This is a genomic window from Roseovarius sp. CAU 1744 (assembly GCF_039839345.1).
Lineage (GTDB): Bacteria > Pseudomonadota > Alphaproteobacteria > Rhodobacterales > Rhodobacteraceae > Roseovarius.
The window spans coordinates 119,583-140,836 of the sequence record NZ_JBDOQV010000011.1 but is presented as its reverse complement, the minus strand read 5'-3'; the positions used below and the strand labels follow the sequence as shown (position 1 = coordinate 140,836).

Genomic DNA, 21,254 nt, shown 5'->3' with positions numbered 1-21,254 from the left:
ATCATCAGTTTGCATTACGATTGTCGAACACGCTTTCTTTACAGGTGTCGAGGGGATGGGCAAGGCCGCAGGAGCTGTTTGTTGACGGAAGACATTGAACTGACCGGCAAGCTGTTGATCGCCATGCCGGGTATGCTTGACCCGCGTTTCGCCCATTCAGTCGTGTTCATGTGCGCCCATTCCAAGGAGGGCGCGATGGGGATCGTGGTCAACAAGCCTACAAGCGACCTGCGGCTGCGCGATTTGCTGGAGCAGCTTTCCATCGAGATCGGCCCGGATACCCGCGACCTGCCGGTGCATTTTGGCGGACCGGTCGAACATGGGCGCGGTTTCGTGCTGCATGAACACGGCTATCACTCGGCGATTTCCACGATGGATGTAAATGATGAATTCGCCATGACCGCAACCATGGATATCCTGGAGGACATGGCAGACGGACGCGGCCCTGGACAGGTCGTCATGGCACTGGGCTATGCCGGCTGGGGACCCGGCCAGCTTGAGGCCGAGATTGCGCAGAACGGCTGGTTGATCTGTGACGCAGATTGCAAACTGGTCTTCGGCACCAGCGATGTCGAGAAATGGGAGGCCGCGCTGAACAAGCTGGGCATCAACCCGTTGGCCCTGTCTGCGGATGCCGGGCGCGCCTGACTGGCACTTGACGCGACGCTCTCTTTGACAACGCCGCCCCTTTGCGCTGAAAAATTGCCGGGAACGGAGAGGATCATGCCGCTGACTATTCTGCTGCCGATGGTGATCGTCGGGATTGCGGGCATCGTGCTGTTGCTGCATGTGTTCGGCCTGTCCCGCGCGGCCCGGCTGGAAAATGAGGCAAGCGCCCGCGCGGCCTGGTTGCGGGAATTCCCCGACGAGGTGCCCGAGCGGGTCATCATATGCCGCAGCGGCAGCGCGGCGCTGGTGCAGCTGACCGCAGGTTTCGGCGTGGTCTGGCCGATGGGCGCAGATACCACCGCGCGCCATCTGACCGGCGCGCGCGTTTCCCGGACCGGGGGCGGGGTTGCGATTGACCTGCCGGATTACACCGCACCCCGCATCCACCTGGCGCTGGATCCGCAGGAGACGGCGGACTGGTCCCGGCTGATAGAGGGTTCCACATGAGCGATCTGCTGACCTATCCCGAGGTGACGCATTGGGCCGTCCCCTTCTTCATCGCCGCCATCCTGGCCGAGCTGGTGTGGATCATGGTCAAGGGGCGCGGCGGGCGGTACGAGACCCGCGATGCGCTCACCTCGCTGATCATGGGGGCGGGGAACGTGGCGTCTTCGATCCTGCTGGGGTTCATCGCCTACGGGTTTTTCATGCTGCTGTGGGAGATGACGCCGCTGGATCTGGGCACGTCGATCGGGGTGGTGGCAATCTGCTTTGTGCTGGATGACCTGCGTTATTACTGGGTGCACCGGTTCGGGCACCGTATCCGCTGGGTCTGGGCCAGCCATGTCAACCACCATTCAAGCCAGCATTACAACCTGACCACGGCGCTCAGGCAGACATGGACCGGCACCTTCACCTTCATGATGATCGTGCGGGCGCCGTTGATTCTGCTGGGATTTCATCCGGCGATGGTGTTGTTCTGCGGCGGTCTGAACCTGATCTACCAGTTCTGGATCCATACCGAGGCGATCGGCAAGATGCCCCGCTGGTTCGAGGCGGTGATGAACACGCCCAGTCATCATCGGGTGCATCACGGCCGCAACCCGCGCTATCTGGATGCGAATTACGCGGGCGTTTTCATCATCTGGGACAAGATGTTCGGCACTTTCGTGCCCGAGCAGGAGACCGAGAAAGTGGATTTCGGGCTGGTACGCAACCTGGGCACGTTCAACCCGATCCGGGTGGCCTTTCACGAATGGGTGGGCATTTTCCGCGATGTGCTGCAGCCCGGGATCAACTGGCGCGACCGGCTGATGTACGCCGTCGCCCCGCCGGGGTGGAGCCATGACGGATCGCGCGACACGTCCGAGCAGATCAAGCGCAAACATCTGGCCAGCCATCCGGAGGATTCGGGGACGCCCGGATTTGGCGACAGCGCGCGCTGACACGCACTTGGCAGCGCCCGCGGAATGATGTCCAATGGCCTCCGAAACGGAGGCAGGAGCCGGGGATGGAGTGGCGCGATCAGGGCATATTGCTGTCCAGCCGGGCACATGGTGAGACATCGGCCATCATCGAGGTTTTCACCCCCGGGCGCGGGCGACATGCCGGGGTTGTGCGCGGCGGCGTGTCGCGCAAGATGGCGCCGGTTCTGCAGCCCGGGGCGCAGCTGGACCTGCACTGGCGCGCCCGGCTGGAGGATCACCTGGGCACGTTTCAACCCGAGCTCGTGCGCTCGCGCACGGCGGCGTCGATGGGCGACCGGCTGTCGCTGGCCGGTCTGAACGCGGTCACGTCGCTGTTGCTTTTTTCCCTGCCCGAACGCGAGGCGCACCCGGCGCTTTATGCCCGGACCGAGGCGCTCTTGGATCTGCTGGGGCAGCCGGATGTCTGGCCTTTGGCCTATCTTCAGTGGGAGGTGGCGCTGCTTGACGAGCTTGGCTTTGGCCTTGACCTGTCGACCTGCGCGGTGATGGGCGCGGCGGCGAATGACCTGAGTTTCGTGTCGCCCCGAACGGGGCGGGCAGTGTCGCGGGCCGGCGCGGGGGAATGGGCCGATCGCCTGCTGCCGCTGCCGCCCTGCATGAGGGGGCATGGCCCTGCGCCAGATACCGAGATCGCACAGGGCTTTGAGGTGACGGGCCATTTCCTGCGACACCAGCTGGCGCCAGAGCTGGGGAACAAGCCGCTCCCCGAAGCGCGGCAGCGATTCGTCGACAGGTTCAGAAAGGCCGCCGTCTGAGGTGGGGACAGCGTAACCGTTACCTGGTGGCGTCGCGTGCCGGCAGACTATTGCGCTGCCCTGAACACCATCTCGCGGCCCGCATCATTGCTCAGGATCAGCGTATCGCCGGCGACCTCGGACAGGGTCATCGCGGCCAGCGCCGAAAGATAGGCGGTTTCATGGGCGAGCGCCGGGCAGGCCCGGCGCGTGGTGCCGAGTTCTTCGGCGGCAAACCATGGGTAGGGCGCCGTCTGCCTTCCGAAATAGCGATTGCAGGGGGCGTTGCCGGAGATTTCGCCATGTGTGCCGAACTGCAGCGTCGCCTGGGCGGGAAAGGCTTGCCCGTCGATTTCGACCAGCCGCCAGGGAGTGTCCAGCGCGCCGTAGCCCGCGACGGTCTCATCCTTGCAGGCCAGCAATCCCAGGCACATGAGCGTGTATGGAATCCAGCCCCGCATCCCTAGCGTAAGGCCAGAATCAGATCGACCAGAGAGCCGATGGCGCAGGCATTTTCGCCCCCTGAAGAATGACCCAACAGGTCCATGCCAATGCCCGCACCATAGAGAATCCGGGTCATTTCCGGGTTGTCGATGTCCAGCCCGGACAGCAATTCCTGCATATATGCCAGCCGCTTGGCGTCAACGCGCGCCACGGCCGCAGCCGCCAGCCCATTGCCCTGCGCCCATGCCCTGACCGCGGGATCGGCAGCATTGCCATCGGGCCGCTCCGCGATCATCTGCGCCAGGTGCCTCAGCTTCGCGGCGGGGGTTTCCCGGCTGGCGATCGCGGCAAGCGCGTCCCCGGTGGCCTGGGTTTCCCAAGCATCCAGCAGGGTCGTGTGAAACGCCGGCACGTCCGCGAAATGCCAGTAGAACGAGCCCTTGGTGGTCCCCAGGCGCCGCGCCAGTGGTTCGGCCTTCAGCGCCTCCGGACCCGCCTCGATCAGCGCGGTCAGCCCGGCGGTGATCCAGTCGGATTTCGTCAATCTTCGTGTGGTTGTCCGGGTCATGAATGCTGCATAGTCCCGCACCTTTGCCGTCGCAAGCCTGCGCTATGCCGCAGGCGCGAAATTGCCCGCTCAGGATTGTCCGGTTAGCGCGAAACACGCGATCTGCCGGAACATGCCATCACCGCCTTCGCCCATCAGGCTGAGCGACCGGATGGCACAAGGCGCGTGCAAGAGAGGTGCCAGCACCGGCGCCAGTGTATCGGCGAGCGCCGCGGCCTTGGCTTTGGGCAGCTTGCCCGTCAGGGTCAGGTGAAAACGGAACTCTTCCATCACGTAGGGGTAGCCCCATTCGTGCAACATCGCCTCCTGCCTTGCACTCAGCCCACCTTGGCGGCGACGTTCGAGTTCGGGAGCATTGAGCGGTGCGCGAAACCGGTCGAATTCGCGCACCACATCTGCCGCCAACGCCATCAGCCCTGCCGTGTTCCCAACCGGTACCAGCGCCAGGAAACGGCCCAGCCGGGCAAGTTCCAGCGCCTCCAGCGCAACCGGAGCCGTCCGGGTGCAATAGCTCTCCAGAGCTGACTGCAGGTCTGTCTCGGTCTGGTCGTTGTGCAGGCGGAATGGCGGTTTGATCGTACCGTGAAACCCGTATCTGCGGGGGGTCTGCGTGATATCGGCCAGGCGCATCGGCAGTTCGGGCAGCTGCGGCGGTCCGGGCGTGGTGCCGCTGCGCGGATCCCATTGCATCCACGCGGCACCGAAATCCGCCAGCGGGCCGGGTTCAGGCAGAACATAGATGGCATATCGCGGATATGTCATGGCGCTGGTCTAGGGCAAATCTCCGGGGTTGGCCACAGTATCGCCCTCGCGTTTTGACAGCTGCATGCGGAAACCGCATAAGGATGTGGATATTCCGCAGAACGGGGTTGATATGCCAAGCGATTTCATCTTTTCCGCGCCCGAAGCGCCTGCCGTGGCGATTGCCGGGCACGACCAGGTATTCCCCGTGCGCCGCATTTTCTGCGTTGGGCGCAACTATGCCGCCCACGCCGCCGAAATGGGCAACGAGGTGGATCGCGAGGCGCCGTTCTATTTCACCAAATCCGCCCATGCGCTATGTCCTTCGGGCGCCACCATCGCCTATCCGCCGGGCACGCGGGACTGCCACCACGAGATGGAATTCGTGGTGGCGATCGGCCAGCCGGCCTTTCGCATGTCCGAAGCCGAAGCGCCGGCGGCGATCTGGGGATTTGGTTGCGGGATCGACCTGACAAGGCGCGACCTGCAGGGTGCGGCCAAGGAGAAACGCCGCCCCTGGGATCTGGGCAAGGATTTCGAGAACGCCGCGGTTCTGGCGCCGCTGTCGCCGGTCAAGGATTTCGGGCAGATCGGGGCGCAGGAAATCCGTCTTGAACAGAACGGCCGGACGGTGCAGCGGGCGGTTCTGTCGGATATGGTCTGGTCCGTGCCCGAGATCATCGCGCATCTGTCCGGATATTATCACCTGCTTCCGGGCGACCTGATTTACACCGGCACCCCGGCCGGGGTCGGCCCGGTGCAAAGCGGCGATGTCCTGACCGGCACGGTCGATGGGCTGACCCCGGTTGAACTGACAATCGGGGACGCGGAATAGCCTGGTGTCAGGGGGTCATGCCAGCAGCCGGCGGGCGATCACCTGGGCCTGAATTTCGGCGGCCCCTTCAAAGATGTTCAGGATACGGGCGTCACACAGGATGCGGCTGATCTTGTATTCCGTGGCAAAACCGTTCCCGCCATGGATCTGCAACCCGTTATCCGCCGCGGCCCAGGCCACGCGCGCACCCAGCAGTTTCGCCATGCCGGCCTCAAGGTCGCAGCGATGGCCGTGGTCCTTCTCCCACGCGCTGAAATAGGTCAGCTGCCGGGCGATCATGATCTCGACCGCCATCATCGCCAGCTTGCTTGCAACGCGCGGGAATTCGATCAGGGATTTTCCGAACTGCTTGCGGTCGATGGCGTATTGCATCGACACGTCCAGCGCCGATTGGGCGACGCCGATGGCCCGCGCGGCGGTCTGGATACGGGCGGATTCAAACGTCTCCATCAGCTGTTTGAAGCCCTTGCCCTCTTCTCCGCCCAGCAGGTTCTGGCCCTTGACGTGGAAATTGTCGAAGCCCAGTTCGTATTCCTTCATGCCGCGATAGCCCAACACCTCGATCTCACCGCCGGACATGCCTTCGGTGGGGAAGGGGTGCTCATCGGTGCCCGGGGTTTTTTCGGCCAGGAACATGGACAGGCCGCGATGGTCTTTGGTGTCGGGGTCGGTCCGCGCCAGCAGGGTCATCACATGGGTCCGCGCCGCGTGGGTGATCCAGGTCTTGTTACCGGTGATCCTGTAGTCATCGCCGTCCTTCACCGCCCGCGTGCGCAGGCTGCCAAGGTCCGACCCTGTATTTGGCTCGGTAAAGACGGCGGTGGGCAGGATCTCGGCGCTGGCGAGTTGCGGCAGCCACTTTGCCTTCTGGTCATCGGTGCCGCCACAGAGGATCAGCTCGGCGGCGATCTCGCTGCGGGTGCCGAGGCTGCCCACGCCGATATAGCCGCGGCTGAGCTCCTCGGAGACGACGACCATCGACGCCTTGGACAGGCCGAAACCGCCATGTTCTTCGGGGATGGTCAGGCCGAATACGCCCATTTCGGCCAGTTCTTCGATGATGGCCATCGGGATCAGTTCGTCCTTCAGGTGCCAGTCATGGGCAAAGGGTTCGACCTTTTCGACGGCAAAGCGCCGGAACTGGGCGCGGATCATCTCAAGCTCTTCGTCCAGACCGCTGCGGCCCACGGTGATATCCGCGGAATGTTCCTGCATCAGCGCCACCAGGCGCATACGCGCCGCCTGGGTATTCCCTTTTGCCATCAGGGTCTGCACTTCGGCGCACTGGAAGCCGCTCAGCGCGTCCCAGCCAAGGCCGATTTCCGCCAGCCGCATGACCTCGCCCTGGTTCATTGGGATGCCGCCGGCGATGTGGTGCAGGTATTCCCCAAAGGCGATCTGGTGGATCAGCTGCTCGGTCTCGCCAAAGTTTCCGGCATCCTTCAGCCGGGTTGCCCATTGCTGCATCTGGCGCAGGGATTCGACATAGGTGGCCAGCCAGGCAAGTCCGTGGGCGGCGCCTTGGTGTGCCTCGACCGCTGCGCCCGACACGCGGCCGTCCTGCACCGTAACCTCGCGCAGCTTGTCCCGAGCGGCATCAAGCACGGCCTCGGCCGGGGCTACCGCCGCGCCGGTAAGTGTCAGAAGATCATCAAGAATTACCTTGTCTGCCATCGTGATATCCTGTCCGTCATGCGCCATGAATCACCCCTTTGCTCTTTCGCCGCCCTTCCTAGCCATTTTGCAGGTGCAGCGCAACATTAATACCTTTTGGCGCTGCATTTTGACGCAAAATTACGCTGCGAATTATTGCGGTGCAGCGAGAAATCAAGCTGCTAAAAGAGGGGGATGGAGCTCTTCTACGGCATTGCATCGCCCGGCATACTGGTTTTTGCCTTTTGCATCAGCATCCTGGCCGGGGTGATCAAGGGGGTGGTGGGATTTGCCCTGCCGATGGTGCTGGTGTCGGGCCTGGGATCGGTGGCAACGGCCGAGGTCGCGCTTGCGGGGATGATCTTGCCGACACTGGTGACAAATGGCTGGCAGGCGCTGCGCCAGGGGATGCGCGCGGCGCTGGAGTCCCTCAGCAGGTTCAAAGCGTTCCTTGTCTCGGGCTTTCTGGTCATGGTCGTCAGCGCGCAATTCGTGCCGCAGGTGGCGGGATGGCTGCTGCTGTTGGTGATCGGGCTCCTGGTCACGCTCTTTGTCAGCCTGCAAATCTTGGGCATTCAATTGCGCATGCCGGGCCATCCGGGGCCGAAAACACAGGCCGCGATCGGTAGTGTGGCCGGGTTCATGGGCGGGCTTTCGGGTATCTGGGGGCCGCCGACGGTGGCCATGCTGACCGCGCTGAATACGGAAAAGAAAGAGCAAATTCGCATCCAGGGGGTGATTTATGGTCTTGGCTCGGTCACGCTTGTGGCGGCGCATTGGGGGTCGGGTGTGCTGCGCGCCGAGACCCTGCCGCTATCGCTGGCGCTGATCCCGACCGCGGCACTGGGCATGGCGATCGGCTTTCGCATCCAGGACCGCATCGACCAGAGCACGTTTCGCAAGGCGACCCTGGCGATCTTGCTGCTGGGCGGGCTGAACCTGGTCCGGCGCGGATTGATCGGGTGATGCTGCAGGTGCGAGTTTTGTGCGGAACATATGGAATGCGCGTGGAAGCCGTCCGAAAATGGCGCTGGTTTCGGAAAGCTGCACTCGGATCTGACGGTTGGTAAGATGTGCACCATGGCGACCGCGTCTGGGAGAACTGTACCAGGTTGATGGCTGCAATGCGGGACAAAGCGGACCTCGGACTTTTCCGTGTTCGCTGACGCAGCATAGTTTTGCACATGCGGTGGGCTTCTTGCTGCGTCGCAGCCTATGTCAAGGAAGCGGCCCGACAGGATTGCCGGGCCGCTTTGTGTTCAGGTGTTTGGGTCTGCGAACCGCAGATCAGCCAAGCGTCGGCATGGTGAATTCCGGATCGGCGCGTTGACCTGAGGGCCAGCGCGTCGTTGTGGTCTTGATCCGGGTGTAGAACCGCACGCCTTCCATCCCGTGCATGTGATGCTCGCCAAAGATCGAAGACTTCCAGCCGCCGAAAGAGTGGTAAGCCATGGGCACGGGGATCGGTACGTTGATCCCGATCATGCCAACCTCGACATCCTGGCTAAAGCTGCGCGCCGTGTCCCCGTCACGGGTAAAGATGGCCGTTCCGTTCGCATATTCGTGGCTGTGCATCAGATCGAGTGCATCTTGGTAAGAGTTGCGGCGCACAACCGACAGAACCGGGCCAAAGATTTCCTCTTTCCAGACGGTCATGTCGGGTGTGACATTGTCGAGCAAGGTGCCGCCAAGGAAATAGCCATCTTCATAGCCTTGCATTTCCTGATTGAACGCGCGGCCATCAACAACAACCTTCGCGCCTTCGGCCTCGCCTGTATCAATGTAGCCGCGGACCTTCGCGAGGTGCTGTTCGGTGACCAGCGGGCCCATTTCTGATGTTTTATCCGTGGTCGGGCCAATCTTCAGCGCGTTGATTTTGGGCACCATGATATCGATCAGCGCATCAGCCACGGCATCGGTCACAGGAACGGCGACGGAAATCGCCATGCAGCGCTCGCCAGCAGACCCATAAGCCGCGCCCATCAGCGCGTTTGCGGTCATTTCCAGATCGGCATCGGGCATGATGATCGCGTGGTTCTTGGCGCCACCAAGCGCCTGAACGCGTTTGCCATTGGCTGTGCCGGTCTGGTGAATGTATTTCGCAATCGGGGTCGAGCCGACAAAGCTGACAGCTTTGACATCCGAGTTGTGCAGCAGGGCATCGACGGCTTCCTTGTCACCGTTGACGACGTTGAACACGCCTTCAGGCAGGCCCGCTTCGGTCAGCCACTCGGCCAGTTTCAGCGATGCCGAAGGCACGCGCTCGGACGGTTTCAACACGAAGGTATTGCCGGTTACCAGCGCGACGGGGAACATCCACATCGGCACCATGGCCGGGAAGTTGAAGGGAGTAATGCCCGCAACCACGCCAAGCGCCTGACGGATGTTGTGGCTGTCAACGACCGACCCTACGTTTTCGGAAAACTCGCCCTTCATGAAATTCGGCGCGCCGACGGCGAACTCCACAACCTCAAGCCCGCGCGTCACTTCACCGACGGCATCGTCGTGGGTCTTGCCGTGCTCTGACGCCAGGATAGAGGCCAATTCATCGGCACGGTCCCACAGGATGTTCTTGAATTTGTCCAGGATACGCGCACGGCGCAGAACAGGGGTCTTGGACCATGCTGGCCATGCCGCTTTTGCAGCGGCGACCGCGCTGTTGACTTCGTCGGTTGAAGCCAGTGGCACGTCCCGCTCGGATGCGCCAATGGCCGGGTTGAAGACAGGTTGCGTACGACCAGATGTGCCCTGCACATGTGCGCCGTTGATGTAGTGGGTCAGAACAGGCATGGATAACTCCTCCTTATGCATGGCCCATCTCTTACCGCTGTGTTACATTCAAAAATATCGTCAAATACGACGATCTGTTATTCGATTTTGGGTGCAAGTAATGAATTGGGACGACCTGCGATTTTTCTTGGCTGTTGCGCGTGAGGGACAAATTCTTCGCGCGGCGCAACGGCTTGGGACCAGTCAGGCGCGGGTCAATCGCCGGATCACCCAGTTTGAAGAGGCCTTGGGTGAAAAGCTTTTTGACCGGCGGACGGTGGGGTGCAGCCTGACGCAATCCGGGCGTTTGCTGATGCCCGATGCCCTCGCGGCCGAAGAGGCGATGCTCAGATTGCGCACAACACCTGGAACATCTGGTTCCGGCAAGATCAGCGGTACCGTGCGAATTGGCGCACCGGACGCTTTTGGAGTGGCCTATCTTGCGACACATCTGCCAAAGCTACGGGCGCTCTATCCCGATCTGAAGGTGCAGCTTGTTCCGGCACCTCGCGCCTTTTCACTGTCTCAACGCGAAGCGGATATCGCCATTGTCATCGGTCGCCCGCAGAAAGGTAGGCTCAAGGCGACCAAGCTGACCGACTATTCACTCGGGCTCTATGCCTCAAGATCCTATATTGCCGAACGAGGAGCGCCCCAATCCATTGCGGATCTCGGCAACCATGAACTTGTCGGTTACGTGGACGATCTGATTTATACGCCTGAGCTTGAATTCAACAAAAGTTTTTGGCCGGGCTGGAACTCGCAGATAGAGATTTCGAGCGCGCAGGCGCAGGTTACGGCTGTGCGATCTGGTGCGGGGATCGGTGTCTTGCATGACTTTGTCGTTCGCAATGATCCCGAGTTGGTCGCGCTGTTCCCCGAAACAAAGGCAGAAAGAAGCTATTGGGTGGTCTGGCATGAGGCGATGGATGCAATTCCGCATATCTCAGTGACGACACGGTTTATTGTCGAAACCGTGCGGCAGGATCGCAAGCTGTTTTCACCGCGCACCTGATGTCGGGCGAAAGAAAGGGGGCACATGGCCCCCTTTCTGAAGTTATTCGGCAGCGTGGATTGCCTGCACACCGTTTCTCGCACGTATGCCATCTCTCACAATTGCCTTGATCAGCGATACACACATCAAAACCATGACGAGCGAGAATGGCAGCGCTCCGATGACCATGGCGGACTGGATTGCCCCAACGCCACCTGCAATCAGCAGGCCACCCACGACCAACGACAGCGCCACACCCCAGAAGATGATGTGCGGGCGGCCGGATGGCCTTTCAGCACCTGCGGCGTTGATTGTGTTCACGATCAAGACCGCGGAGTCGGCCGTTGTCACAAGATATGTGAGCAGCAGAACAACAACGATGATGGCCATGACCCAAGCCAGACCGGATCCGAGGATGAAGTCGAGCATCGCGAACAACTGGTTCTGCTGACCCGCGCCGGAGATCGCATCGCCCGCGCCACCATTCAGGGTAAGGTCAATAGCTGTACCACCTACGACCGTGAACCAGAAGAAGCACATAAGGGACGGGATTATGATCGCCCCAAGGACGTATTCTCGCAAAGACCGGCCGCGGGAAATCCGTGCCAGGAACACGCCCACAAAGGGTGCGAACGCGATCCACCACGCCCAGTAGAAGACGGACCAGCCACCTTGCCAGCTTGCGAGTTGCGCGGCTTCGCTGCCCTCAACGCCATCGGACGTCCAAACTGTGAATAGCATTTTCGGCAGCTGAACGATGTAGGTGATCAGACCTTCGACAAGGGCGTTCAGCCCAAAGAACGTCGACCCAAAAAGCAGGAAAAAGGCAAGCAAGAAGAAGCTAAGCCCCATGTTGATGTTGGAAAGCCATTTGATGCCTTTCCCAACACCGGACAGGGCCGAAAGCGTTGACGCGCCCATGATCACCAGAAGCGCAGTGATAACCCCGGCAGATGACGGTTTGCCGGTTTCCGCAACGACAAGCCAGTCACCGAATCCGATGCGGTGCAGCCCGGATACAAACTGCTCAACCCCGAAGCCAAGGGTCTGTGCCACACCTAGAATGGTCGCGACAACGGCCACGATGTCCACAATGTGACCCACGATGCCAGAGAGGCGTTCACCAAAAAGCGGCGTCAGGGCGGAGCGGATCGTCAGAGGCAAATTGCGACGGTACGAGAAATACGCCAGCGACAGCCCAACGATCGCGTAGCATGCCCAAGCCGAAAAACCCCAGTGCAGGAAAGACCAAAGGTAGGCGTTGTTGACGTTATCAGCGGCAGACGCTCCGGTTTCCCCCATGATGACATTGGGGTTCGTGGCAAAGTGATACATGGGTTCAGCGGTGGCAAAGGTCAGCATGCCGATGCCGATACCCGCACCGAACATCATCGAAAACCACGAGAAGTTGGAAAACTCCGGTGTGTCGCCTTCGAGGCCGAGCTTCAGGCGACCCGTGCTTGGGATCAACGCGAGAAGTACGCATACAATCAGGAACAGCGCGACAACATAGATGTACCAGCTTGAGAAGGTGGCTAACAGCGAGCCGTTCAGGTCGCCAAGGATTCTTGCTGCTGTGTCCGGAACCGCAATGGCCCAAACGATGAGAGCGGCGGTTAGTATTTTGGACGTGATTGCGACGTCCTTACTGAAGCCAGTATAGAACCCGCGTTCGGCGGTTGCGATGGATAGCTCCATCAATGGTGGTGTCTTGGCCATATTTCCTCCTGAATGGCTGGTGAACGCCAGACACAAACGACCACCCCACACAACGCAAGGTCATGAGGATTTCTGGTGTCTTTGGCTTGGCTAAATGGGCTTTTCCTTAGTTTCCGGCCCGGGTGTTTTTGCGAAGCGCCACCCGCCTTCATTCGGGCAGGTGGCGCATTCGATCAGCTTGGCAGGTATTCGTCACTCCAGGATTCACTGAGATTGCCGGACTTGATCATGGCTTCGATAGCAGTGTCCGCATAGCCAAGCTCTGCAAGGATCGCGCGTGTCGATGAACCAAACTTTTCGGACGGGGCCACGGCGAAGACTTTTCCACGGGTGGGTCGTACTGCATAAGGATCCAGCTGGATCACCTCGTGCCCGCTTGGGTGGTCGGCGTAGCGTGAGAACGAATAGCTGCCATTGCCCGTACCCGGATCGCCATCGGCTTCGCGCAGGTTTCTGGCCCTCAGAGCGTCCAGGTTTTCGCAAATCACCGCGCCGATGTCTGCCGCCTGCAACCGTTCGATCCAATCCGCCGCCGGTTGGGTCTGGAAGGCATTCGCAAGGTAGGCAGAACGGTCATCCTCTGCCAGATCGGGCAGGTCTTCCAACCCTTCCACATTGCGGAACAGCGGCAGGTCGGCCTCATAGGCGCTCAGCAGGATGTGGCGCGACGCGGTGCTGTAGAAACGTGAGAGTGCGTTATAGCCGCTGGCCTCCGGACCCGACGGTTCGTCAAACAAACCACGCCCCTTAAAGTCATACGCGAACGGCACCTGCAGCAACCCGCTGTTTGCCGACAGCGAGGTGCGGCCACGACCGATGCGCCCATGGCGGTGTTTTTGATAGAGAGCTGCCGCGACGCCCAAGGCGCCACCGAACCCGCACATCACGTCGATCGTGCCAACGTGGGCGTGTTCTTCGGGGCGATCCATAGCACCGCCAAAGCGCAGCATGATGCCGGTGGTCGCCTGCACCAGATCGTCATAGCCGATGTAGTCGGTGCGCGTCCCCCGGCGCACGCCGCTGAAACAATCCAGCTTGCAGAACAGCGCATCGGGGTTGAGTTTGCGCAGGTTTTCGGCATCCAGGCCAACGTTCTTGATCTGGTTGTCAGGCGCATTCCAGACGATGACATCGACGGACTTTACCAGATCCTCAAAGACCTGACGCCCGTGACGGGATTTGATGTCCGCCAGAATCGAGCGTTTCCCGCGCATCTGCGACATGCCGTAAATGACGGTGTTCCAGCTGTCGTACATCGGCTCTGCCGGTTCCAGCTTGATCACCTCCGCACCGAACCGCGCCAGATAGCAGGCCGAATGCGGGCCTGCGATCACGTTGCACAGGTCCAAAACCCGCACACCCGAAAGCCATCCTTGCCGCTCATCCCTTTCGGACGCCTCAGGAAGCTCGGTACGGATTTTCTGGAGGATCTTTAGCGCCTCGTCAAATTCGACCCAACGACGGGGTTCAGGCTGCAACGCCTCTTCACCGCTTTCTTCCATCCAGACCACAGGGCCGGGCTGCGTCATGTCGCCATAGACCGGATCGTGCACGTCGATCATCAGGCCGGATGTTTCAGCATATTCGTCGTGGATCCATTCCTGCAACCATCGCTGGGGTGCTCCGGGAATAAGCCCACGGCCAAACATCTTTTTCCATTCGTGTGAGGTGCGGGTCATGAAGACCTCTTTCATCCGCGCCGAAATCTTGTCAGCCCAGTCCTTGGGCATCGGGTAGACGCCAAGCGACGTCTTGCTCTCCCATTCCGACCAAGGTTTGTAGGTGTCTTCCTCTGAAGTCAGGCCCTCTTCGACCAACTCATCGTAAATGCCGAGCACCTCAAGACAGCGCCGCGCGTGGTGCTTGTGGCTGGGACAGACAACATAGAACCCGCGCCCGTCCTTGCACATGTAGCTGCGAAAGAACGGGTCCATCAATTCCTGAAGGTCCTCGTAGCTGACGTTCATCGGCAGGCCTTCGACGCGGCGGCGTTCGATTTCGACCTCGCGTTGCGTCAAATACCGTTGCGGCATGCCGTCGACATGAAGTGAATTGTAACACAGCCCTTCCATGACCGCGGCGGCAAGCGGCACTTCGATCTGGTCACCAAGGCCGGTCACCTGGCGCGATTGCAACGCCAGAACCGTGGCGGACGCCGCAATCTGTGAGGCATAAGCCGAGGCGAGAGGCAGGGGCGAGAACGACGGGTTCAGCCCCATCAGAACGCGGTTCAAGCCCATGTCGGTGAACACGCCCGAACTGGCCGCAACGATGCTTTCGTAAGCGCGTAATTCACGGCGTTCCGCGTCGTTTGAGGCAAAACCAGGCACTGATATCGTGATCAGCTCGGGGCGTTCTTCGCGCATTGCGGCGAAGTCAAAACCCAGTTTGGCAAGCTTCCCAGGGCGGAAGTTTTCGACGATGATGTCGGCCTCGGCACAGAGCGCATGGGCCTGTTCCAGCCCTTTGTCCGACTTCAGATCAAGGTTCACGATGACCTTGTTGCGGTTCAGCGTGGCGTTGGCCGGGCTGTCCCACATCGGGCCATCGGGCGGGTCGATGTGCACGACCGTGGCCCCCAGATCACCAAGCAACATCGCCACCGCCGGGCCAGCGATATACTGTCCAAAATCAACGACCTTCACACCGGTAAGCGGCAATTTGGAAAACGAGTTACGCATGGGTCCTCCACAAAGACTTCTTGATTGTTGATTGGGCTGTTAATGCCCGGCCAATATCCAGCCAGCGGCTTTTTCGGCGATCATGATTGTGGGCGAGTTGGTGTTGCCGCTGGTGATTTCCGGCATCACGGACGCATCCACCACGCGCAGACCGGCGACCCCCTTGAGGCGCAGATGTGGGTCCAGGACAGCGGTTTCATCATCCTCGCGGCCCATTTTGACGGTCCCGACGGGGTGGAAAATAGTGCTGGCGATATCGCCTGCAAGCCGCGCCAGATCGTCGTCGCTTTGATACTGGGTACCGGGTTTGTACTCTTCCGGGTCGTAGGGCTGCATCGCCGGCTGCGACATGATTTCGCGGACCTGCCGCAGACTGTCGGCGGCGACCTTCCGGTCGTCGTCTGTGTCCAGGTAATTCGGTGTGATCTTGGGTGCATCGCGGAAGTCACCGGAAGCAATCCGCACATGCCCACGGCTGGTCGGGTTCAGGTTGCAAACGCTGACCGTCATGGCCGGAAAGTCGTGCAGATCTTCGCCAAAGGCCTCAAGGCTGAGCGGCTGCACGTGGTACTCGAGGTTCGCATGGCTGCGGCTCGGGTCGGACCGCGTAAAGGCACCCAACTGGCTGGGGGACATGCTCATCGGACCAGAGCGCTTGAACAGATATTCCAGACCGATCTTGGTTTTGCCCACCATCGAATTGGCAAGCGTGTTCAACGTTTTTGTGCCTTTGACCTTGAACACCGCGCGGATTTGCAGGTGGTCTTGCAGGTTTTCACCGACAAACGGCTGGTCCATGACCACGTCGATACCGTGCTCTTTCAGCAATGCCGCTGGACCGATCCCCGACAGTTGCAGGATCTGAGGAGAGTTCACGGCGCCAGCAGACAGAACAACCTCTTTCTTGGCGGTCACCGTGACGGGTTTCCCTTTGCGATGTACTCTTGCGCCGGTACAGCGCAGCGCGCCTTCGGCGTCTTTCTCGAAGTCAAGTTTCTCGACATGGGCCTCTGTCCAGATGGTCAGGTTCGCCCGGGCCTTCGCCGGACGCAGAAACGCCTTGGACGTGTTCCAGCGCCAACCGGATCGCTGGTTCACATCAAAATAGCCGACGCCGGAATTGTCGCCGCTGTTGAAATCGTCGGTCTTCTGAATGCCGTTTTCCTCTGCGGCATCGGCGAAGCTGTCCAGAACATCCCAGCGCAGACGCTGCTTTTCGATGCGCCATTCGCCGCCATGCCCGTGCATGTCCGAAAACCGGCTGTTGTCACCTGTCACCGGATCAGCGCCATCATCCAGCTTGTAGTGGTTTTCGTGCGCCTTGAAATCGGCAAGCGAGCTTTCCCAGTTCCAGGCCTCTTCGCCGGTCAGTTCGGCCCAGTTGTCATAATCACGCGCCTGACCACGCATGTAGATCATGCCGTTGATGGAAGAGCATCCGCCCAGCGTCTTGCCACGCGGGTAAAGAAGGCTGCGCCCGTTCAGGCCCTTGTCCGCTTCGGTCTTGTACAGCCAGTCGGCCCGCGGGTTGCCGATGCAGTACAGATAGCCGACGGGGATATGAATCCAGGGATAGGTGTCTGGCTTCCCGGCTTCCAGAAGAAGCACCCGGTTGGCCGGATCGGCGCTCAGACGATTGGCCATCAGGCACCCGGCGGAACCGCCGCCAATCACGATATAATCGAACCCGTTCAAACCCTCAGACATTTGGTCATCCACCCAACAGTCGTTTCGTTGCCATGTGCGTGCTGAGAGGCGCAAAGAACCACCGCGCTTGAACATGCCATGTCGAATGGCCGTTGAAACCTAGCAGTTGGTTTGCATTCACTCCCGGAACGCCCATTTCGCTGTTCTCTGAGCGATGGGGGCGAAAAAATCTAATAACAATTCCAAAAATGCGATATTAGTAATTTTTATATGGATCGTTTTTCAAATATTAACAGCATCTTGGCTTTTGTGACCGTGGCCCGGGAGGGAAGCGTATCACGCGCTGCGGAGGTGCTGAACCTGACCCAGCCTGCCATAAGCCACCAGATCAAGCGGCTTGGTGAAGAGACGGGAATCACGCTGTTCAACAGAACGCCCACTGGTCTTCAGATCAGTCACGACGGCACTGCAGTGCTGTCAAAGGCCGAACGGGTCTTGGAGGCAATGAGTGATTTCCAGCGCAGTGCGCGCCAAAGGTCTGGTCGGATCAGTGGTAAACTCAGGATCGGGACGATCGTGGACCCGGAATTCATCCGCCTCGGTCGGATACTGGCACGCCTACGGACGGAACACCCGGACATCGAAACCGAACTGACCCATGGTGTCAGCGGCGATATCATGACATGGCTGAAACGGGGCCAGATTGATGCCGGTTTCTATTTGTGCGGACCTGATGATCTGGCCCCGATGGGATTGGATAGTGAAGAGCCGGTCCATGTGATCAAACTTACCGATTTCACCTATCGCGTGATCGGTCCGGTTGGTTGGCAAAACAAGATTGAAAACGCCGATTGGCCGGCGCTGGCGAAACTTCCCTGGATCGGTACGCCCGAAAAGTCCGTCCACTATCGCCTATTGTCTAAGGTTTATACAAATCCGGCTGATCGTCTGGGGGTCGTTGCACGTGTCGACCAGGAGGCCTCGATGCTGGAGATGGTGCGATCCGGTATTGGCCTGAGCCTGTGCCGCGAGTCCATCGCGCTTCACCAGAAACAAACCTTTGGTATTGCAGTCTGCAACTCGGTTTCCGTGCCCGCTTGCCTTTGCTTCGTTGCTTTGGACCGCCGGAAGGAAAACCCAATAATTCTAGAGATATTTAACCTGTTGCAGAGCTCTTGGTGATTGCCTCACTGCGATCCGATCTGGACCATTAGATGCAGAACACGCATCGCAGACCAAGTTGATGTCGATTTCGCAATTGCATGTGAGATGACGCAAAACGAGCACGGACAGAATTGAATGGATTGCCACATAACCATGCGTCTGCGGAAAGCAGCCGGCACATCCCATCAGTTACGCGTCGTCGGTTTGCTTCCTGCGTAGAAACAGCAGCAATTCACGGGCGTGCTGACCCGAATGAAAATATACGCCTCGAAAATATGCTTCCGGATATTCAGAACTGTGATGTTCTGCGTACCAAACGCGTCGCCTTGAGTCAGCGTACCAGCCCCTTTTCCTGACGGATCGGTAATCGGATATAGTCTGAATTCGCCAGATCGCTGATCGACCCGATCATAAACGGCTTTCCAGTCGCTTTCTGGGGGGCAAGATCATAGCAACGAGCATCGATTTTGGCCATATCGTGACAACTAACAAGCAACCGCTTTAGACGTTCAATGATCCTAGAGATCCTAGGCGGTTCCCCGGTCCCGGCTTCGTCCAATCAATTCTTTGATGCAGTCTCTGCTGAAGGTTTTTCATCATGTCAGGCTGACACAGCCAATCCTATGGACCAATTCTCTTTGTTGAAAGCGACCAAAGACTCCACAGTCGCACAGAGACGGCTCCGTCCCGCACCCTGTAGATTGGCTGTCTGAGAATTGATGCGCGGTCGTCGAATGGCAGGTCTTCCCGCTGCCTTGCGGCACTGAAATCCAAGCCCTGCAGAAATTTCCGCGCTGAGCGCACACGCAGAGAGAATTCGGAATTCACAGGTTGGGCTCACATCCCGCCTCTTGTTGCGGCGTGGCTTTAGGTCCGGTTTGAAATGGTGGACGGCAGTTGCCGTCCACCAACATGGTTCAAATGTCGATTTGCTCGACGATACTCAGGGCATTTTCAAGTTCGACACCAAGGTATTTGACAGTGCTGTCAACCTTTGTGTGTCCCAGCAGGAGTTGCACCGCTCTGAGATTTCCGGTTTTCCGATAGATATCCGCCGCCTTGGTCCGGCGCAGCGAATGGGCGCCGTATCCGCTGGGTTCAAGTCCAATCGCTGTCACCCAGTCGCGGACATGCCGACCATACTGACGCGTTGAGATATGGAGCCGGTCGTGGAAACGGCTGGGAAAGATGAAACGGCAACCAATCGTCTCGGGCGATTTGACCCAAGCGAGAACCGTGTCTCGGGTGTTTTTCGTCAGCTCGAACTGAACTGGTTTCCTGGTTTTACTCTGGATCACCGAAACCCGTTCCCGGACGCGATCGTCTTTGACCAAATCGGCCACAGCGAGTTTGACCAGGTCGCATCCTCTGAGCTTGCTATCGACCGCTACGTTGAATAGGGCCAAGTAGCGACGATGGCCCGCAATTTCGAGTCGCGCGCGTGTGGCCCAGACCTGTTTGGGAAGCAGCGGTCGTTTCTGGCCGATGATCCGGCCCCTGTTCCAGGCTCTGCGTTTCGGAGTGACCGCGGGAAGTTGAACTCTTGGCATGGTTTGCCCTCCAACCCTTCCGCCAAGCCCAGACATCAGCACCGCGCTGACTTCTGTAGAATACGGCGGGCCTGAATGGTCGCTGCCCGACGACATTCACTTTGGGAGTCGCCGCAGACGCATTGGACTGGTCTGAGCCCATTTTGACAAATGCTGCACGCGTTACTAACTGAACCTATCGGTGTTAAGCGGTCGTTAGGTTGCCGGCAGCGAATGCTCAGTTTGTCCGCGTATCGACGGTTTATGCGTCGTGCCGCGAAGGTCGGCCGTTCTCTATGCTACGAATTCGGCTCCTGTCGGATCAGAGCCCAAGTACATGGTTACCTCCATGCGTGTGGACGGAGGCATCTGGGTCGCTGCATTATTTGAAGTCGCGGGACCGCACTGGATTGAGTTTAAGCGGAGCGTTATCTGTCTTAGGCATTGCCGGCCTAACATCTGCGAAAGTCGCATTCTACATGTGCCGTGTTTTATATCGGACGGATTTGGTGATAGGTCCGCGAACGCCATGATTAGTGCCACACCAACGATCCTTTCCACGGTTTCCAGCCAGTTTGTCGAAGACTGGCTGGCGGCGTTGCGTGACCTGTGCCCAGAGGCGCAGATGGCGTCGCTTTTGAGCCGGTCCGGTCTGGTTGCGGATACGCGCACGCCGAACGGTCGAGTCACGCTGGATCAGATCGCATGCCTCTATCAACTTGCCGCTGTTGAGACCGGCGATGAGATGATGGGACTTTGGAGCCGACCGATCCGACCGAGGGCCCTGCAACATCTTCTGACGACGGTCAGAGAAGCTACATCTCTTTCATCGGCACTCTACCGATTTTCGACGTTCTGGAATTTGCTGTTGGATGACTATCAGTTTGATCTAGATGACGCCGAAGGCCCTTTGGTACTCACCCTGAAACCACAAGGTGACGCGCAGGTTCAGCGGTTCGGGCACATGCTGATACTCAAACTTGCCCACGGGCTCATGTCTTGGCTGGCAGGGCACGAGGTTCCGGTGCAAGCGGTCGATTTCGCGTTTGACCGCCCAGAATTTGATCAGGACTACGCGATTATCTTTCCCGCACCCTTTCAATTTGGCCAGCCTGCCACCGCGATCGCCTTCTCCCCGAACGCACTAGGCCCTGTGCAGGCGCGCAGCACATCTGATCTTGATCGGTTCTTGCAAAACGCACCGCGAGACTGGATCTTCACATCTTCGCGGGCACACACCCAATCACTGCGGGTGCGCACTTACCTAGGCCAAACGAGGTGGGAGGCAGCGACCCTGTCCCAGACGGCATTCGCAATGCACATGACCCCGCGCACACTGATCCGAAGGCTGCACGCCGATGGGACGTCGTTTCAAGCCATTAAGGATGCACTGCGACGCGACATCGCGATCCGCGATCTGCAGGCGGGGCGCAAAAGCGTTGAGGCCATCGCACATGATGTCGGCTTTTCCTCGGCCGCAAACTTTCACCGGGCCTTTCAACGCTGGACCGGCAGCACCCCCAGTTCATATCGCAGGAAACAATCGTAAAGCGTCCGTTTTGTCACTTTTGAACAATAACCTGTCACCGCACGAGATAGAGCGAAGAAGTTTTCCCTACTAAGTCTTGCTACAGAGAAGCGTTTTCAGCTGAAGTTTCGCATTTATGGCTCACCAGTCTG

At 59.5% G+C, this 21,254-nt stretch carries 18 protein-coding genes; 9 read left to right on the top strand and 9 right to left on the bottom strand.

The genetic code is table 11. From position 1 onward, the window contains the following. Window positions 1-81 precede the first annotated feature (81 nt). The 4 genes from AAFO92_RS20385 (at window position 82) to recO (ending at window position 2,851) form a co-directional block, all read left to right on the top strand. Window positions 82-648, top strand: coding sequence for a YqgE/AlgH family protein (locus AAFO92_RS20385; RefSeq protein WP_347538366.1), 567 nt, complete (start codon window positions 82-84; stop codon window positions 646-648). Window positions 649-723: 75 nt separating this feature from the next. Then, entirely contained in the window at window positions 724-1,116 is a 393-nt protein-coding gene (locus AAFO92_RS20380; RefSeq protein ID WP_347538364.1) for a hypothetical protein, read from the top strand. Next, a complete protein-coding gene (locus tag AAFO92_RS20375; protein WP_347538362.1) occupies window positions 1,113-2,054 on the top strand; it encodes a sterol desaturase family protein in 942 nt (313 codons plus the stop codon). Before AAFO92_RS20380 ends, AAFO92_RS20375 begins: the two co-directional genes overlap by 4 nt. 65 nt (window positions 2,055-2,119) lie before the next feature. Continuing rightward, the gene (gene recO, locus AAFO92_RS20370) at window positions 2,120-2,851 is read left to right on the top strand and encodes a DNA repair protein RecO (RefSeq protein WP_347538360.1); all 732 of its coding nucleotides are present in this window, start codon (window positions 2,120-2,122) and stop codon (window positions 2,849-2,851) included. Window positions 2,852-2,898: 47 nt separating this feature from the next. On the opposite strand, the gene AAFO92_RS20365 is transcribed toward recO, so the two are convergent. The 3 genes from AAFO92_RS20365 to AAFO92_RS20355 form a co-directional block, all read right to left on the bottom strand. Next, window positions 2,899-3,291, bottom strand: a complete 393-nt coding sequence (locus tag AAFO92_RS20365; RefSeq protein ID WP_347538358.1) for an META domain-containing protein — start codon at window positions 3,289-3,291, stop codon at window positions 2,899-2,901. 2 nt (window positions 3,292-3,293) lie between these two features. After that, on the bottom strand, window positions 3,294-3,842 hold the full coding sequence (locus AAFO92_RS20360) for a TetR/AcrR family transcriptional regulator (RefSeq protein WP_347538356.1): 549 nt from the start codon (window positions 3,840-3,842) through the stop codon (window positions 3,294-3,296). Between the two features lie 69 nt (window positions 3,843-3,911). After that, entirely contained in the window at window positions 3,912-4,604 is a 693-nt protein-coding gene (locus AAFO92_RS20355) for a DUF1045 domain-containing protein (RefSeq protein ID WP_347538354.1), read from the bottom strand. A gap of 112 nt (window positions 4,605-4,716) precedes the next feature. On the opposite strand from AAFO92_RS20355, the gene AAFO92_RS20350 reads away from it, so the two are divergent. Beyond that, window positions 4,717-5,418: a fumarylacetoacetate hydrolase family protein gene (locus tag AAFO92_RS20350; RefSeq protein ID WP_347538478.1), complete on the top strand. Its 702-nt coding sequence runs from the start codon at window positions 4,717-4,719 to the stop codon at window positions 5,416-5,418. 15 nt (window positions 5,419-5,433) lie between these two features. On the opposite strand, the gene AAFO92_RS20345 is transcribed toward AAFO92_RS20350, so the two are convergent. Then, window positions 5,434-7,119 carry an acyl-CoA dehydrogenase family protein gene (locus tag AAFO92_RS20345; protein ID WP_347538352.1) on the bottom strand — a complete coding sequence of 562 codons (1,686 nt, stop codon included), beginning with the start codon at window positions 7,117-7,119 and terminating at the stop codon, window positions 5,434-5,436. Window positions 7,120-7,266: 147 nt separating this feature from the next. On the opposite strand from AAFO92_RS20345, the gene AAFO92_RS20340 reads away from it, so the two are divergent. After that, a complete protein-coding gene (locus AAFO92_RS20340; protein WP_347538350.1) occupies window positions 7,267-8,037 on the top strand; it encodes a sulfite exporter TauE/SafE family protein in 771 nt (256 codons plus the stop codon). Between the two features lie 321 nt (window positions 8,038-8,358). Here the strand turns inward: AAFO92_RS20340 and AAFO92_RS20335 are convergent, their stop codons facing one another. Continuing rightward, window positions 8,359-9,861 (bottom strand): CoA-acylating methylmalonate-semialdehyde dehydrogenase, encoded by a 1,503-nt coding sequence (locus AAFO92_RS20335; protein WP_347538348.1) that lies wholly within the window; start codon window positions 9,859-9,861, stop codon window positions 8,359-8,361. On the opposite strand from AAFO92_RS20335, the gene AAFO92_RS20330 reads away from it, so the two are divergent. After that, window positions 9,860-10,855 carry a LysR family transcriptional regulator gene (locus AAFO92_RS20330; RefSeq protein ID WP_347538346.1) on the top strand — a complete coding sequence of 332 codons (996 nt, stop codon included), beginning with the start codon at window positions 9,860-9,862 and terminating at the stop codon, window positions 10,853-10,855. The genes AAFO92_RS20335 and AAFO92_RS20330 overlap by 2 nt on opposite strands. A 42-nt stretch (window positions 10,856-10,897) precedes the next feature. Here AAFO92_RS20330 and AAFO92_RS20325 read toward each other — a convergent pair whose 3' ends face one another. From AAFO92_RS20325 to AAFO92_RS20315, 3 genes are all read right to left on the bottom strand, one after another. Next, the gene (locus AAFO92_RS20325; RefSeq protein ID WP_347538344.1) at window positions 10,898-12,553 is read right to left on the bottom strand and encodes a BCCT family transporter; all 1,656 of its coding nucleotides are present in this window, start codon (window positions 12,551-12,553) and stop codon (window positions 10,898-10,900) included. 173 nt (window positions 12,554-12,726) lie between these two features. Next, the gene (locus AAFO92_RS20320; RefSeq protein WP_347538342.1) at window positions 12,727-15,234 is read right to left on the bottom strand and encodes a CoA transferase; all 2,508 of its coding nucleotides are present in this window, start codon (window positions 15,232-15,234) and stop codon (window positions 12,727-12,729) included. A 39-nt stretch (window positions 15,235-15,273) separates the two neighbouring features. Next, entirely contained in the window at window positions 15,274-16,941 is a 1,668-nt protein-coding gene (locus AAFO92_RS20315) for a GMC family oxidoreductase N-terminal domain-containing protein (protein ID WP_347538340.1), read from the bottom strand. A 210-nt stretch (window positions 16,942-17,151) separates the two neighbouring features. On the opposite strand from AAFO92_RS20315, the gene AAFO92_RS20310 reads away from it, so the two are divergent. After that, window positions 17,152-18,063, top strand: coding sequence for a LysR family transcriptional regulator (locus AAFO92_RS20310; RefSeq protein WP_347538338.1), 912 nt, complete (start codon window positions 17,152-17,154; stop codon window positions 18,061-18,063). Window positions 18,064-18,962: 899 nt separating this feature from the next. On the opposite strand, the gene AAFO92_RS20305 is transcribed toward AAFO92_RS20310, so the two are convergent. Next, window positions 18,963-19,595 (bottom strand): tyrosine-type recombinase/integrase, encoded by a 633-nt coding sequence (locus AAFO92_RS20305; RefSeq protein ID WP_347538336.1) that lies wholly within the window; start codon window positions 19,593-19,595, stop codon window positions 18,963-18,965. Between the two features lie 508 nt (window positions 19,596-20,103). Here AAFO92_RS20305 and AAFO92_RS20300 point away from each other — a divergent pair. Then, a complete protein-coding gene (locus AAFO92_RS20300) occupies window positions 20,104-21,123 on the top strand; it encodes an AraC family transcriptional regulator ligand-binding domain-containing protein (RefSeq protein ID WP_347538334.1) in 1,020 nt (339 codons plus the stop codon). The last annotated feature ends 131 nt before the right edge of the window (window positions 21,124-21,254 follow it).